14 protein-coding genes are annotated in these 14089 nt (G+C 71.5%); 4 read left to right on the top strand and 10 right to left on the bottom strand.

The genetic code is table 11. The features are described 5' to 3' along the window. Positions 1 to 237: 237 nt before the first annotated feature. Complete coding sequence (locus KK087_RS15660; RefSeq protein ID WP_214531282.1) at positions 238 to 1650, bottom strand: protein kinase domain-containing protein; 1413 nt, start codon at positions 1648 to 1650, stop codon at positions 238 to 240. Between the two features lie 199 nt (positions 1651 to 1849). Here KK087_RS15660 and KK087_RS15655 point away from each other — a divergent pair, with 199 nt between their 5' ends. After that, entirely contained in the window at positions 1850 to 2269 is a 420-nt protein-coding gene (locus tag KK087_RS15655) for a CBS domain-containing protein (protein ID WP_214566532.1), read from the top strand. A gap of 109 nt (positions 2270 to 2378) precedes the next feature. Here the strand turns inward: KK087_RS15655 and KK087_RS15650 are convergent, their stop codons facing one another. Continuing rightward, positions 2379 to 4298 (bottom strand): glycoside hydrolase family 43 protein, encoded by a 1920-nt coding sequence (locus KK087_RS15650; protein ID WP_214566530.1) that lies wholly within the window; start codon positions 4296 to 4298, stop codon positions 2379 to 2381. 138 nt (positions 4299 to 4436) lie between these two features. Here KK087_RS15650 and KK087_RS15645 point away from each other — a divergent pair, with 138 nt between their 5' ends. Beyond that, the gene (locus KK087_RS15645) at positions 4437 to 5042 is read left to right on the top strand and encodes a dihydrofolate reductase family protein (protein WP_214566528.1); all 606 of its coding nucleotides are present in this window, start codon (positions 4437 to 4439) and stop codon (positions 5040 to 5042) included. Between the two features lie 12 nt (positions 5043 to 5054). Here the strand turns inward: KK087_RS15645 and KK087_RS15640 are convergent, their stop codons facing one another. The 3 genes from KK087_RS15640 to KK087_RS15630 all read right to left on the bottom strand — a co-directional run bounded on the left by KK087_RS15640 (position 5055) and on the right by KK087_RS15630 (position 7431). Then, the gene (locus KK087_RS15640; RefSeq protein ID WP_214566526.1) at positions 5055 to 5543 is read right to left on the bottom strand and encodes a hypothetical protein; all 489 of its coding nucleotides are present in this window, start codon (positions 5541 to 5543) and stop codon (positions 5055 to 5057) included. A 95-nt stretch (positions 5544 to 5638) separates the two neighbouring features. Then, the gene (locus KK087_RS15635; protein WP_214566524.1) at positions 5639 to 6502 is read right to left on the bottom strand and encodes an ABC transporter permease; all 864 of its coding nucleotides are present in this window, start codon (positions 6500 to 6502) and stop codon (positions 5639 to 5641) included. Further along, a complete protein-coding gene (locus tag KK087_RS15630; protein ID WP_128781766.1) occupies positions 6499 to 7431 on the bottom strand; it encodes an ABC transporter ATP-binding protein in 933 nt (310 codons plus the stop codon). Before KK087_RS15630 ends, KK087_RS15635 begins: the two co-directional genes overlap by 4 nt. A 265-nt stretch (positions 7432 to 7696) precedes the next feature. On the opposite strand from KK087_RS15630, the gene KK087_RS15625 reads away from it, so the two are divergent. Continuing rightward, positions 7697 to 8245, top strand: a complete 549-nt coding sequence (locus tag KK087_RS15625) for an ArsR/SmtB family transcription factor (RefSeq protein WP_214531288.1) — start codon at positions 7697 to 7699, stop codon at positions 8243 to 8245. After that, positions 8242 to 9471, top strand: coding sequence for an MFS transporter (locus KK087_RS15620; protein WP_214566522.1), 1230 nt, complete (start codon positions 8242 to 8244; stop codon positions 9469 to 9471). Before KK087_RS15625 ends, KK087_RS15620 begins: the two co-directional genes overlap by 4 nt. Here KK087_RS15620 and KK087_RS15615 read toward each other — a convergent pair whose 3' ends face one another. The 5 genes from KK087_RS15615 to KK087_RS15595 all read right to left on the bottom strand — a co-directional run bounded on the left by KK087_RS15615 (position 9472) and on the right by KK087_RS15595 (position 13961). Then, the gene (locus KK087_RS15615; protein ID WP_214566520.1) at positions 9472 to 9660 is read right to left on the bottom strand and encodes a hypothetical protein; all 189 of its coding nucleotides are present in this window, start codon (positions 9658 to 9660) and stop codon (positions 9472 to 9474) included. It lies immediately after the preceding gene. A 676-nt stretch (positions 9661 to 10336) separates the two neighbouring features. Then, a complete protein-coding gene (locus KK087_RS15610; protein ID WP_214566519.1) occupies positions 10337 to 12088 on the bottom strand; it encodes an AMP-binding protein in 1752 nt (583 codons plus the stop codon). Positions 12089 to 12139: 51 nt separating this feature from the next. Then, positions 12140 to 12790, bottom strand: a complete 651-nt coding sequence (locus KK087_RS15605; protein WP_214544567.1) for an HAD family hydrolase — start codon at positions 12788 to 12790, stop codon at positions 12140 to 12142. After that, positions 12787 to 13413 (bottom strand): HAD family hydrolase, encoded by a 627-nt coding sequence (locus KK087_RS15600; protein ID WP_307860105.1) that lies wholly within the window; start codon positions 13411 to 13413, stop codon positions 12787 to 12789. Before KK087_RS15600 ends, KK087_RS15605 begins: the two co-directional genes overlap by 4 nt. Positions 13414 to 13445: 32 nt before the next feature. Next, complete coding sequence (locus KK087_RS15595; RefSeq protein WP_214531294.1) at positions 13446 to 13961, bottom strand: GNAT family N-acetyltransferase; 516 nt, start codon at positions 13959 to 13961, stop codon at positions 13446 to 13448. Between the last annotated feature and the right edge of the window lie 128 nt (positions 13962 to 14089).

Below are 14089 nucleotides of genomic sequence, written 5' to 3'. Positions count from 1 at the left end.
CCGGGTCGGCACGCGGAGGCACCCCGGCATTCCGCCCGCTCGGCAGGGGTCAGCCGGGTACCGGGTCCGTGAGCGGTCAGGACACACCACCGCCCGGTGGTCGAGCGGCCACGGACCGTCGCGCGGGAGCGCGTCAGGCGATGGATCGTGAGCGCTCGGCGGACGGCGTCAGCGCGGCGGTGGTCGCGACCTCGACACGGGCGGGAGGCGCGGTGCCGGCTGGCACCGGGCCTCCCGTCAGGCGGTCTGGTCGCCGACCACCCGCGGGACCGGCAGCGAGTCGCTGGTCGTCCGCAGGGACTCCTGGCGGATCTCGAGCTGGGTGACGGCGAGCGCCGCCAGGTCGCGGAGGTTCGCGAGGTCGTCCTCGGTGGCCTGACGCGGGCGGGTGTCGAGCACCGCGAGCGTGCCGATGGTCGCACCGTCGTGCTTGACGAGGGGGACGCTGACGTAGAAGCGGATGCCGAGCGGGCCGGTCACCAGGGGGCTGTTGCGCATCTCGGGGTGCGCGGAGCCGTCCGGGATCACGACGGGGACGGGGACCGGCGCGAAGCCGTTGCGGAAGCTGATGCTCCGCGCCGCCTCGTCGACGCCCTCGGCGATGTAGGACTGGGACCACTCGCGGTCCTCGTCGAGCACCTCGACCAGGGCGATCGGCGCGTCGAACAGCCGGGCGGCCATCGCCGTCGTGCGCTGCAGCGACTCGTCGGGCAGGGTGTCGAGGGTCGCGGGGCGATCCGTGTCGGCGCGCGTCGGCACCGGCGCCGTCTCGTCCGCCGGTTCGACCACGTGGTCCGGTGCGGCGGTCTCGGCGATCACGACGTCGCGGAGCATGGTGACCAGCTCGGCCCCGAGCGGACGGGCCGCGGGGTCCTGCGCGGTCATGGCGCGGAGCAGGTGCTTCCAGTGCTCGGGCAGGGGCTCGGGGACCACGGGGTCGCGGGACAGCCGTGCGACGGCGGACTCGACGAGCGAGCCGGGGAACTCGCGGCGGCGGGTGAAGCACTGCAGCAGCACGAGTCCGAGCGAGTAGACGTCGCTCGGCGGGCCGACCTCGCCACCGCGGGCCTGCTCCGGGCTGAGGTAGGCGGCGGTGCCGGTGGTGACGCCGTCGGCGGTCAGGCGTTCGACCCCGGCGGCGAGCGCGATGCCGAAGTCGGTCAGGCGTGCGCGGGCGCGGTCGGAGCCGTTGCCGTAGTCGACGAGCAGGATGTTCGACGGCTTGATGTCGCGGTGCACGACACCGTGGGCGTGGATGTAGTCGAGGGCCTCGGCCATGTCGTAGCCGATCTCGGCGATGTGGCGCGACGCGAGCGGGCCGACGGCGAGGCGCTCCTCGAGGTCCTGCCCGACGACGAGCGACATCACGATGTAGCGCTGCTGCGTGCCGTCCTGGCCAGTGAGGACCCCGGCGTCGAGCAGGCTGACGAGGTTGTGGTGCTCGAGCGATGCCAGGACGCCGAGTTCGGCCTCCTGGCGGGCGATGTCGACGATGCCCGCGTGGAACAGCTTGATCGCGACCGGGCGGTGCAGACTCTCGTCCACACCCCGGTAGACGACGGACATGCCGCCCTGACCGATCGCTTGCTCCAAGCGGTACCGACCGTCGAGCAGCGGCGCGCTCGCGTCGTGTTCCTGCGTCGGGATCATCCAACCCTCGTTCTCGGCTCCGGCACCAACGATGCATCTTCGCATCCCGACGGGTATCCGGTTCACCGACGACGTTCTGCGGCTGAACGCGCAGTGGTCCGCTGCCTGTCCGGTCGACGCGGGCCGCACGGCGATCTGCGTCGACGGGGATGCGGCCACGCGTACACGGGGACTCCCAGAACCGATGGAAGGACGCACCATGACCACTGCACGCGAGATCATGACCGAGGGCGCCGAGTGTGTCGGCGAGAACGACACGCTGGTCGACGCGGCGAAGAAGATGGCAGACCTGGACGTGGGTGCCCTGCCGATCTGCGGCGAGGACGACAAGCTCAAGGGCGTGTTGACGGACCGCGACATCGTCGTGAAGTGCGTCGCCAAGGGCGGGACCCCCGGCGACTACACGGCGAAGGACCTGGGCTTCAGCGAGGTCGTCACGATCGGTGCCGACGACGACATCCGTGACGCGCTGACCACGATGGAGCAGCACCAGGTCCGGCGTCTCCCCGTGATCGACGGCCAACGACTGGTCGGGATGATCAGCCAGGCCGACGTCGCCCGGAAGCTCGAGGCCGGGCAGACCGGCGAGACCGTCGGGGCGATCTCCGAGGAGTCCTGACAGCGACGGGGCGGTGACGCAAGACACCGGTGTTCGCGGGTCGAACACGCGCAGACCGCGGTTCAGCCTGCGAACACCGGTGTCTTGCGGCTTCCACGCCCCGCCGCGGTCAGCGGTTCGTGGCGACCGTGCTGACGCGGAGGTCCTCGAAGGTGCTGGTGAACCCGGAGCCGCCGAGCGAGATGAGTCCGACCCGCGGCGTGCTGCCGAGGTCCGCCGTCCACGTCCCGCCCCGGACGAAGTGCCGGCCGTCGAGGCTCGTGTACGCCGTGTACCGGTGCTCACCCCGGACCTCGCGGTGCACGATCCGGAGCGTGGTGGTGTCCCCCACCGGACCGACGACCATGTTGCCGTAGCTCGGCGCGCCGGCCGGTTGCCCGGACACCTGCTTACCGAACTCGGTCTGGCGGGTGTTGAAGATCGAGTTCGACGTCAGCCGGACGTAGTTCCCGTCGTCACCCCACACGATCAGGCCGCCTTGCACGTAGTTCAGCCCGTCGCCGGTGGCCGGGGTGTCCACCCCGACCGTGGTCTGGAGCACGTAGTCGCCACGGGGTGCCGGTTCGGACAGCACCGAGGCCAGCGGCGTCTGCGGCGGGTGGATGTCGGCGTCCTGCGTCTGCCAGCGGAACGTGCCGTCGGCGACGGTCCACGTCGACGGGTCGGGCTCACGCGTCCAGGTGAGAGCGGGCGGCAACGTGGTGCCGTCGAACGAGGCCGACAGCGCCCGGATCGTCCGGCCCGGCACGTCGACGGGCGCGCTGGACGCCCGGTACGTCGGCCGTTGCCCCGGCTGGGCGACCGGCCCCGGCTGCACCGAGTCCGAGGGGCCGGCCCCACCGCGGACGACCGGCCAGCCGCGCCGCCAGTCGAGCGGGTCGATCAGCGCCGGACGCTTCGTGTAGGTCGGCTGGCCCGCGTAGTACGGGTCGTTCCGGTCCGCCGCGTGGTAGATGATCCAGTCCTGCCCGGCGAAGTCGGTGATGACCGTGTTGTGCCCCGTCCCCACCCAGCGGTTGCCGTTCTGCGCGAGCAGGGGCGTGCCGCCGACCCGGGTGCTCGTGATCGCCACCCCGTCACGGTCCGTGAACGGTCCGAGCGGGCTGCGCGAGCGGGCGACGAAGACGCCGTAGCCGGTCAGGGCACCGTTGCAGCAGTTCGTGGCGGAGCCCATGAAGTACCACCAGCCGCCGTGCCGCATCAGGTACGCGCCCTCGTAGCGGTTGTCGATCGCGATCTGCCGCTCGGACGACGGGTCGGAGCGCAGCCCGTCGGCGCTGAGCCGACGGACGTTCACCCCGCCGAAGTAGCTGCCGAAGTACAGGTAGGTCCTGCCCTTGTCCGTGATGACCTCGGGGTCGAACGCCCACCGCGCGCCGTCGCCGTTCGGTGCGGTCTGCGGTGCCACGACCGGGCCACCGGAGTCCTTCCACGGGCCGGTCGGGCTCGAGCTCGTCGCCACGCCCACCGCGGAACCGCCACCGGTCGGACCCGTCGCCGACGGGGTGTCCGAGGCGGCGTAGTACAGGTACCAGGTGCCGGCCCGGCCGCGTTCGCCCGCGCGGTACACGATGTCCGGCGCCCAGACCCCGTTCGCGTCGCCCACCCAGGCGGGCTTCGTCGGGAACGCGTCGTTGACGTAGGTCCAGTTCGTCAGGTCCGTCGACCGGTACGTCGGCACCGCGTGCTGCACGAGGGACCCGTCCGGGTTCTGCTCCGTCGCGGTGAGTGCGTCGGTCGTGCAGTACAGGTACCAGTTCCGGTCGCGTCCGGCACCGTGGATCACGGTCGGGTCCGCGCAGCTCGCGGCGGTCTGTCCGTCCGGCAGGCTGAGCGCCATCGGGTTCCGGTGGCTGGGTGCTGCGCGGCCGTGCCGGCTCGCAGCGTCGGACGCCACGGTCGTGGTGGTCGTCGCCTCGGCCGTGCGGCCGGTGACCGCGGACGCATCCGCTGGTCCGGCCTGGAGGCCCGTGGCCGCGACGCCGAGGAACGTCACGACGGCGAGGAGTGCGGTGGACGATCGGCGCATGCCGGACCTGCTCTCGTCGTTGAGGGAGGTGCTGCTGGAGGGACTGCGGGTGTCGACGGGCGACGTCCGCGAGCGTACGCTCGGCCGCGGGCGACCGCCACGGTTCCGCCCCGATCGGTGCGACGAAGGAGTCATGCCATGCCCGCGAGGTTCGTCTACTGGATCAACGTCTCCGTCGACGGGTTCGTCGAACGGGCCCCCGGCGAGCACGACGGCCTGGACGGACCCGACTGGATCCGGATCGACGAGCCGCTGCACCGCGAGTTCAACGCCCGTGCCGCCGCGATGACCCTGTCCGTCGAGGGCCGGATCGTGCGCGACATGATGGACCCGTTCTGGCCGGACGCCCGGCACGACGAGTCGATGCCGCAGTACCTGCGCGAGTACGGCGAGATCTGGACCGCACAGCCGAAGATCCTCGTGTCCCGTACCCGGACCACCGCCGACCACGACACCCGTGTCATCGGTGGCGGCGGCGAAGCGATCGCCGAGCTGGCCGCGATCCGTGCCTCCGGCGACGGCGACATCGGCGTGGGTGGGCCGAGCATCGCGAGTCAGCTGCTCGACGCCGGGCTGCTCGACGAGGTCATGCTCTTCACACACCCGTCGGTGCTCCGTGCCGGTCGGCCGCTGTTCGATGCGCCGGTGTCGGGGCACCGTCCGCTCGTGCAGCTCGACCTGCTCGAGCAGCAGCGCTACGACAACGGCGTCACCCTGCACCGCTACGACGTCCGGCGGTCCTGAGCGCTCGGCGGGTCAGTCCTGCGCCGGCTCGGAGCCGATGACCCGGACGTACCAGGCGCTGTCCCGGTCGCTGTCGAACCCGTTGAAGGAGATGCTGTCCACGTCGGCGCGCTCACTCCGCTGCAGGTCGATGTGCTGCTCCCCGTCGCTGCACGACAGCTCGTCGACGAAGCGCACCCGCGACATGGACCCGGACACGACCCTGAGGGAACCGCTCATGTGTCCGTCCCCGAAGCACGAGAACTCGAGGTGGTCGAGCGTCTCCGGGTGCGCGAAGCTGATCGTGATGCCCCGGTCGGCTTCGTCGTCGTCCCCCGTCGCCCCCTGTCCGGCGGACGCCTGGGCGAACATCGCACCGCGATCTCGGTCTGACTCGGTGGCCATCTGCCGCTTCTCCCAGGCATGCAGCGCCGCCTCGTCGACTGGCGGCGGCCCGGAGCAGCCGGCGAGCAGCAGCACGCCCGCGATCGCGGGCAGGAGCAGGGCGGGGACGGAGCGCACCCTGTGAGCCTAGCGAGGCTCTGGACCCGCACCGCGGACGACGGGAGGCGCGGTGCCAGCTGGCACCGCGCCTCCCGTCCGTGGGGGTGGTCGCGTCAGACGTCGCGACGGCGCGCGAGCGTCAGGGCGATGCCACCGACGACGAGCACCTCGGCGGCGAGGACGCCGAAGCCGCCCCAGCCGTTCAGCACGACTCCACTGTTGTCGACCGTGCTCGCGCCGTCGTACGAGTAGGCGTAGAGCTGGCCGCCGGCCGAGTCGGGCAGGAACGCCGCGATGTCCATCGGCCAGTCGACCTTCATCAGTCCACTCATGAGTGCGAGCACCCCCGGGACGACCAGCAGGAGGCCGAGCGTGATCGCAATGCCACCGGCGCTCGACCGGACGAGCAGACCGATGCCGAAGGCGAGGAGCGCCAGCATGGTCAGGAAGACCGACGAACCGAGGATCGGCAGGAACACCGACGGGTCGCCGATCTCCGGCTCGATGCCGTTGCCGGCCAGCAGCGGCAGCGAGACGAGGACGCCGATCCAGGTGGCGACGGCGCTGACCACGAAGGTCGTGACGGCGAGGACGGTGGCCTTCGCCAGGATCACGCCGGTGCGTCGCGGGTCGGCGGTGAAGGTCGAGCGGACCTGGCCCGTGCCGTACTCACCGGTGATGATGAGGACGCCGAGCACCCCGATGACGAGGGCCGAGAGCAGGACGCCCACGGCGTTGAGGCTCACGAAGGTGCCGTTGGCGACGTCCGTGGTGACGTCCTGCCCGTTGTCGCTCGCGACCGCACCGACCAGCGCTGCCATGCCGATCGTGAGGACGACCAGGATCGCGTAGCACCAGAAGGTCGAACGGATGCTCCGCAGCTTGATCCACTCGCTCCGCACCAGGTGCGGGAACGACAGGCGGGTCGAGCCGGACATCCGGGTCGACGGCGTGGTGGGCGAGGTGGTGGCGCTCATCGGGTGCCCTCCGATCGGTACTCGACGTCGTCGCGGGTGAGGGCCATGTAGGCCTCCTCCAGGCTCGCGCCGGTCGGGGTGAGTTCATGCAGGGGGACGCCGGCCTGCGCGGCGATGTTGCCGACCGTCGGCGCGTCGGGCCCGACGACGAGGAACGAGCCGTCCTCACGCTGGGTGACCGCGGCGTTCGGGCCGATCGCGGTGAACAGGCCGTTCGGGTCCGGGGTGCGGACGATGACGCGGCTGACGGCGGCCTCGGTGCCGGCAGCGGCTCCACCACCGGCGACGAACTCGGCGATCGGGGCGTCGGCGAGGACCTTGCCCCGGCCGAGGACGACCACGCGGTCGGCGGTCTGCGCCATCTCGCTCATCAGGTGGCTCGACAGGAACACCGTGCGACCGTCTGCGGCCATCCGGCGGGCGAGCTGACGGACCCACACGACACCGTCGGGGTCGAGGCCGTTGACCGGCTCGTCGAGGATCAGGGTCTTCGGGTCACCGAGCAGTGCGGCAGCGATTCCCAGGCGCTGCCCCATGCCGAGCGAGAACCCGCCGACGCGCTTCTTCGCGACCGAGTCGAGGCCGGTCATGTCGATGACCTCGTGCACGCGGGACTTCGGGATGCCGTGGGTCGCCGCGAGGGAGAGCAGGTGGTTGTAGGCGCTCCGGCCGGAGTGCACCGCCTTCGCCTCGAGCAGGGCGCCGACCTGCCGGAGCGGGTCGCGGAAGCTCGTGTAGGGCTGACCGTTCACGGTGGCCGTGCCCGACGTGGGCCGGTCCAGCCCCATGATCATGCGCATCGTGGTGGACTTCCCGGCGCCGTTGGGCCCGAGGAAGCCCGTCACGCTGCCGGGACGCACGACGAACGAGACGTCGTCCACGGCGGTCTTCGGACCGTACTGTTTGGTGAGGTGGCTGACTTCGATCACGGCCTCGACGCTACGGGAGGCGGCGTCGGCGCCGCGTCCGCCGTTGGGGGGAGATGTGGGCACCCACAGGGTGAGGTGGCTCGCGGGCGGGCGCGGGCGGTCGCGCGGGTCGCGCGGGTCGCGCGGGTTTTCGCGCTGGGCGACAGCTCACGCGTGCGGCGGGCCGTGAACTGTCGCTGGACGCGAAAGATCGGTGCGCAGCCGGCTCCCGACAACCCCCAAAGGGCCGTTTGACGGTGTCTCCGAGTCAGGAGAGCATTGCCGCATGTCGAGCCTCCAGTCCCTCCGGGCGACCGCCCACCCGATCCGGCTCCGCCTGCTCTCGCTCGTGACGAGCACCGCGATGAGCGCCGCCGAGGCCGCCCGGGAGCTCGGGCTCTCGCAGGCCACAGCGAGCTACCACCTGCGCGTGCTTGAGCGGGCGGGACTGGTCACCGTCGTCGAGGTCGTCCGGCTCCGTGGCGGCGAGGCGAAGCGTTACCGGCACGAGTCGTCGGCCCAGCCGTTCGACCCCGACGGCCGATCCGGCGGCGGTGGCGACGACGGTGGCGCGGACGACGTCTCGGTCGAGGACCAGCTCGTGTACATCGAGGCGCAGGTCGACGAGCTCCGGCGACGGGTGCAGCAGCGGACCACGGGGCCCGGCGTCTCCACCGATGCCGAACTGTGGGTCAGCCCGGAGACGTGGCGCCGCGTGGTGCACCACGTCGGCCAGACGTCCGCTCTGCTCCACGCCGCGGCGCAGCGGCCCCGCACCCCGGGCACGGTTCCGGTGTCGATGACCGTCTCGATGTTCCCGATGCGGCGACCGTGAGCGCGTCGACACGAGGCGCACTCGGCCACGCACCGTTCCGCTGGCTGCTCGCCGCCCGGACGGTGAGCATCGTCGGGAACGCAGTCGCCCCGATCGCCCTGGCGTTCGCCGTCCTCGACCTCACCGGGTCCCCCGTCGACCTCGGGCTGGTGGTCGCCGCGCGATCGGTCGCGAACGTCGCCGTCCTGCTGTTCGGCGGGGTCATCGCGGACCGCCTCCCCCGTGACGTCGTGCTCGTCGCCACGTCACTCGGAGCTGCCCTGACGCAGGGCGCCGTCGCCGGGCTGGTCCTGACGGGCACCGCGACCGTCCCGCTCCTCGTCGTCCTGAGCGTCCTGAACGGTGCGGTCGCCGCGGTGAGCCTGCCGACGACCGCTGCCATGGTCCCCGAGACCGTGCCCGAGGCGCTGCTCCGCCCGGCGAACGCCGTGATCCGGTTGAGCATCAACGCCGGCACCATCGTCGGGGCCTCCGCCGGCGCCGGCATGGTCGCACTCGTCGGCGCCGGGTGGGGGTTGGCGGCGGACGCCGCCGGCTTCGCCGTCGCTGCAGCCCTGTACGCGAGGATCCGACTGCCACGTCGCCCGTCCGTCGCGCCGGCTGACCGTCCGTCGGTGATCGCGGACATCCGGGAGGGATGGGCTGAGTTCTCGGGACGACGCTGGGTCTGGACCGTGGTCGCCCAGTTCGCGGTGCTCAACGCCGCCTTCGTCGGTGCGACGACCGTGCTGGGTCCGGTGGTCGCGGACGGTTCGTTCGGCAGGGCGGGTTGGGGGCTCGTCGTCGCCGCGCAGACCGTCGGTCTGGCGCTCGGAGCGCTGATCGCGCTGCGGTGGCGGCCACGGCACGCCCTCGGCATCGGCGTCGCCCTGATGGCCGTGACCGCGATCCCCGTCCTGGCGCTCGGCATCGCACCGGCCCTGCCGACCCTGCTCGTCGCGTTCGCCCTGGGCGGGGTGGCCATCGAACTGTTCGCGATCGCCTGGGACCACGCGCTGCAGTCGAACGTGCCCCGGGCTGTGCTGTCGCGGGTCTACTCGTACGACATGGTCGGGTCGTTCGTCGCCGTCCCGCTCGGCGAGGCCCTGGTGGGACCGTTGGCGCACGCCGCCGGGACGACCACGACCCTGATCGGGTGTGCCGTCGTCATCGTCGTCGCCACCGTGGCCGCCGCGTCGACCCGGAGTGTCCGCCGGGTGACCACGGAGGCGACCGTGCCGGCGTGATCAGCCCGGGGACGCTTCCGCGTCGACCTCGAACGCTTCGAACCGGTCGTCGCCGAGGATCGCGTCGACGAGCGACCGAGGGCCGGCGACGATCGTCGAGTCCCAGTCGATCTCGGTGGCGAGCACCCACTCGTGCCCCTCGGGCCAGAGCATCTGCGGGGTGTCCCGACGCGGGCGTCCTCCGTCCACGACTGATCGCTGAGCTCCGGCAGGGACGTCGAGAAGAGGATGCACTCCCGGTCGGGCCGGGCGAACCGCGGACCCGCGAGCGACTGCCGGAGGGCAGCCTGCTCCCGCCGGTGCTGCGCCTGCCTCCGGGCAATGTGCGCCTGCATCTCCGCGCGCTCGGTTGCGGTCGGCTCGCCGCTCCCCTGCCACCCGAACGCCAGGGTCGACGTCCCGTTCAGGTCGCCCCACCCGTCCCAGATCGCCCCGATCAGGTCGTCCGGCGTCGACGTCGCGTCGGCGAGGAGCCCGGTGAGCGCGGCGAGTTGCTTCGGCTCGTACCAGCCCGCTTCGGGTGGATGGACGACCCAGCCGTCCTCGAAGGGCAGGTCCGACTCGTCGTCCCGACCGCTGAGCGTCTGCCACGACACGAGCGGGTCGATCGCCCGACGGGTGCGCGCGGCGACGTCGGCCCAGCGCCACTCGGCCGACTCGAGGACCGGGTGCTCGTCGTGCTCGTCGTGCTCGTACGGTCTTCGCGATCCGCTCGGAGCGGATGCAGGATCCGGACGTACGCCTCGAAGCCGGTGCCCGCGACGCCGCCGAACGTGGCGAACACGCCGGCCCGGGCCAGCAACCAGTCGCCGCGCGAGACGTCCCCGATCAGTTCCATGTGTCGAGCCCTGGGTGCCCGTGCGGTTCAGCTCGCCTGTGGGCGGGGTGCGCGGAGGCCGGGGAACTCGTCGTCGCGCCACTCTCCCTCGGCGCGCGTGCCGTTCGTCACCGACTGCTCCTCGCGCTCCCGCAGCTCCACGCGGCGGATCTTGCCCGAGATGGTCTTCGGGAGTGCCGCGAACTCGACCCGACGGACGCGCGCGTAGGCGGGGAGGGCCGTGCGCGCGTACTCCAGGACCTGCCTGGCGGTGTCGGCCGACGCCTCCCATCCGGTGGCCAGCGTGACGTACGCCTTGACGACGTTGAGACGGGCGTCGTCGGGAGCCGGGACGACCGCGCTCTCGGCCACGGCCGGGTGCTGCAGCAGGGCGCTCTCCACCTCGAACGGTGACACCTTGTAGTCGGAGGACTTGAACACGTCGTCGGTGCGGCCGATGAACGTCAGCTCGCCGTCGGCGTCGCGGACGGCGATGTCGCCGGTGTGGAAGAAGCCGTCACGCATCGACGACGCCGTGCGGTCGGGGTCGCCGAGGTACTCGGCCATCAGGTTGACGGGCCGTTCGGTGAGGTCCAGGCAGACCTCGCCCTCGTCGCCCGGTTCGCCGGTGAGCGGGTCGATCAGCGTGACGGTGACGCCGGGGAGCGGCTTGCCCATCGCACCGGGCGTCACGGGGGCGCCCGGGGCGTTGCCGATGATCGCGGTGGTCTCGGTCTGCCCGTAGCCGTCGCGGATGGTGAGGCCCCACGCCGCCTCGACGCGGCCGATGACCTCGGGATTGAGCGGTTCCCCGGCCGAGATGACTTCGCGGAGCGCCCGGGGCTTGGCGCCGAGGTCGGACTGCAGCATCATCCGCCACGCGGTGGGCGGCGCGCAGAACGTGTTGACCTCGGCTCGTTCGAGCTGCGCGAGGAGCGCGACGGGGTCGAACCGCGCGGTGTTGTGGATGAACACGGTGGCCTCGGCGATCCACGGGGCGAAGAAGCAGCTCCAGGCGTGCTTGCCCCACCCGGGCGAGCTGATCGTCAGGTGCACGTCACCGGGGCGGACGCCGAGCCAGTACATGGTGCTGAGGTGTCCGACCGGGTACGACGTCTGGGTGTGCACGACCATCTTCGGCTTCGACGTCGTGCCGGACGTGAAGTACACCAGGCACGGGTCGGTCGTGCGGGTGACGACGTGGGGACGGACCTCGTCGGCGGGTGCGGGCTCGCCCAGGTCACCCGGGTACTCAGTCCACCCCTCGGCGGGACCGCCGATCACGATGCGTGTGAAGGCACCGTGGACGTCGTCGTACTTGTGCGTCTCGCTCTTGTTCGTGACGACGTGCGCCACCGAGCCCCGGTCGACGCGGTCCTGCAGGTCGGCGGTGTCCAGCATCGTCGACGTCGGCAGGATGACCGCACCGAGCTTGATCACGGCGAGCATGGTCTCCCACAGCTCGACCTGGTTGCCGAGCATGACGAGGACGTGGTCGCCCTGTTGCACACCGAAGCCGTCCAGGCGCGCGGCGAGCCGATCCGACCGTGCGGCCATCTCGGCGTAGCTCAGTCGCTGCTCCTGACCGTCCTCCTCGACGATCCACAGCGCGGTCCGGCTGTTGTCGCGGGCGATCACGTCGAACCAGTCGGTCGCCCAGTTGAACGTCTCGCCGACGTCCGGCCACCGGAATCCGGCACGTGCCGCTTCGGGAGAGTCCGCGGCGAGGAGCTGGTCGCGGGCTGCACGGTACGCGTCGGTCGGGTTCACAGCAGAAGACACGGATCGATCATGCCGCATCCGGCTCGGAGCCGGCGCGGGAGCAGCTGTCCTGCTCGCGGCGCAGCTCGATCAGATGAGTTCTTGGATCCAGTGCTCGAGCCACGGGATCACGAGTGCGAGATCGTCCGCGTCGACCGAGTCACTCGCGGCGGCACGTGCCGCCGGACTCGCGTTGAGCGCCAGCGAACTGGGGAGCGCCTGGAAGAGCGGGATGTCCGATCGGCTGTCGCCGATGGCGCAGCAGTGTTCGATCGGCACACGGATGTCGCGAGCGAGCGCGAGCGCCCGGTCCCGTTTGTCGAACTCGTCGAAGTGCTCGGCGACGGTGCCGTCGTGGACGCCGCTGCGCTCCCCCACGCGCGGCCCGCCGTTCGGGACGAATCCGAACCGCCGCGCGAGGGAACGGGTCACGGGCTGCCACGCGAGCGACGCGAGCACGGGTTCGACGCCGTGGGCGCGACACCACTCGACGACGGTCTCGGTTCCGGGCAGAACCGGCAGATCGTCGAGCCACCGGTCGATCGCCGCGGTGGTCGTGCCTCGCCACGCGAGGGCGTCGATCTCGCTCACCTGCTGATTGGTGAGCGCACCGTCGGCGTAGCTGGCTTCTGCGTCGTCGAGCGCGTCCTGGTGCCCGAACCGGGCGGCCAGGAAACTGCTGCTGGAACCGGGGGTGACGATGGTTCCGTCGACGTCGAAGAACACGATGCCGACGGTCATTCCCGCGCGCTCCCCCGCACGACCGCACCGAGCACCCGGATCGTCTCGTCAGTATCGACGTGCAGGTGTGCCCCGATGCCGAGCGTACGTGCGGCCTCGATGTTCTCGGGCACGTCGTCCACGAAGAACACCTCGTCCGGGTCCGCCCCCAAGCGCTCGAGCGTGATGCGGAACGCCTCGGCATCGGGCTTGTTCACACCGATCTCGTGGGAGTAACAGATCGGGTCGAACACCGCCGAGAACCCGAAGCGTCGCTCCTCTTCTTCTCGGGCACCATCGCCCGAGTTCGACAGGATCGCGAGGCCGATCGTGCCGCGGAGTCCGGCGAGGAAGTCGTACAACGGCTGGTTCAGCGTTCCGCAGTACGCATCCCAGAAGTCGGCACGCATGACGGCGAGCTGGTCGGCCGTCAGCCCGAGTGCCGCGTCGATCCCGGCCCAGTACCGGTCGACGACGCCCGTCCGACGCGAGGTGTCGGGCAGGTCGGCCGCGACGAGGCGTGCGGAGAAGTCGTCCGTCGTCATCCCGAGACGCTCGGCCCACCGCGCCCGGAAGTGTCCGGGCCAGGCGGCGTCGTCGACGAGTTCGAGGACTCCGCCCACGTCGGACAGCAGCCACCGCACGGCGGGCCCTGCAGCCCCGGGCGTCCCGCCGGTCACAGCGATCCCCGCAGCTGCCGGATCATCTCGATCTCCCGTTCGCTCGGGTCGAGCACGTACGCCTCGGTCGCCCCCGTCGGCTCGTAGCCACGCCGGGCGTAGAAGGCCTGCGCACGGGCGTTCCCCTCGTGCACGTGCAGCCGCAGGGCCGACCCGTGCGCGGCCGCCCACTCCTCGATCTCGTCGAGCAGCGCATCGGTGACGCCGGCACGACGACCCCGGTGCGAGGGCGTGACGTAGACGCCGACCAGGAGTGGCCCGACCCGGGGACCGGGTACGAACACGCCCATCGTCCCGAGCCACCGGCCGTCGGCGTCGATCGCGGCGAGGGTCGTCCCGCCGACGTCGTGCTCTCGGCGGCCGCGTCGACGCCACTCACGCTCCTGCATCCGCTCCGCGTCGGCGAGCCGCTCGCCGTACGCCTTCGGGGTGTCCCGGAGCATCTCGAGCCGCAGTGCCCGGACAGACTCCCAGTCGTCCTCGGTGGTCGGTCGGATCGTCGTTCCCCGCATGGCCCGAGCCTAGAGGCGACGGGGTCGGAGAACTCCTCCCAATCCGACTCGCGGAGGGTGCCGAATCACCTGCAACGACCGGGAACCACCCGGAGCGCTCACCAGCCGCACACCGCTGGTTCTCCACC

It is taken from the genome of Curtobacterium aurantiacum, from assembly GCF_018598555.1.
GTDB lineage: Bacteria > Actinomycetota > Actinomycetes > Actinomycetales > Microbacteriaceae > Curtobacterium > Curtobacterium aurantiacum.
Note: the sequence above shows the minus strand (reverse complement) of the source record. Positions and strands in the feature narration are given on the sequence as shown.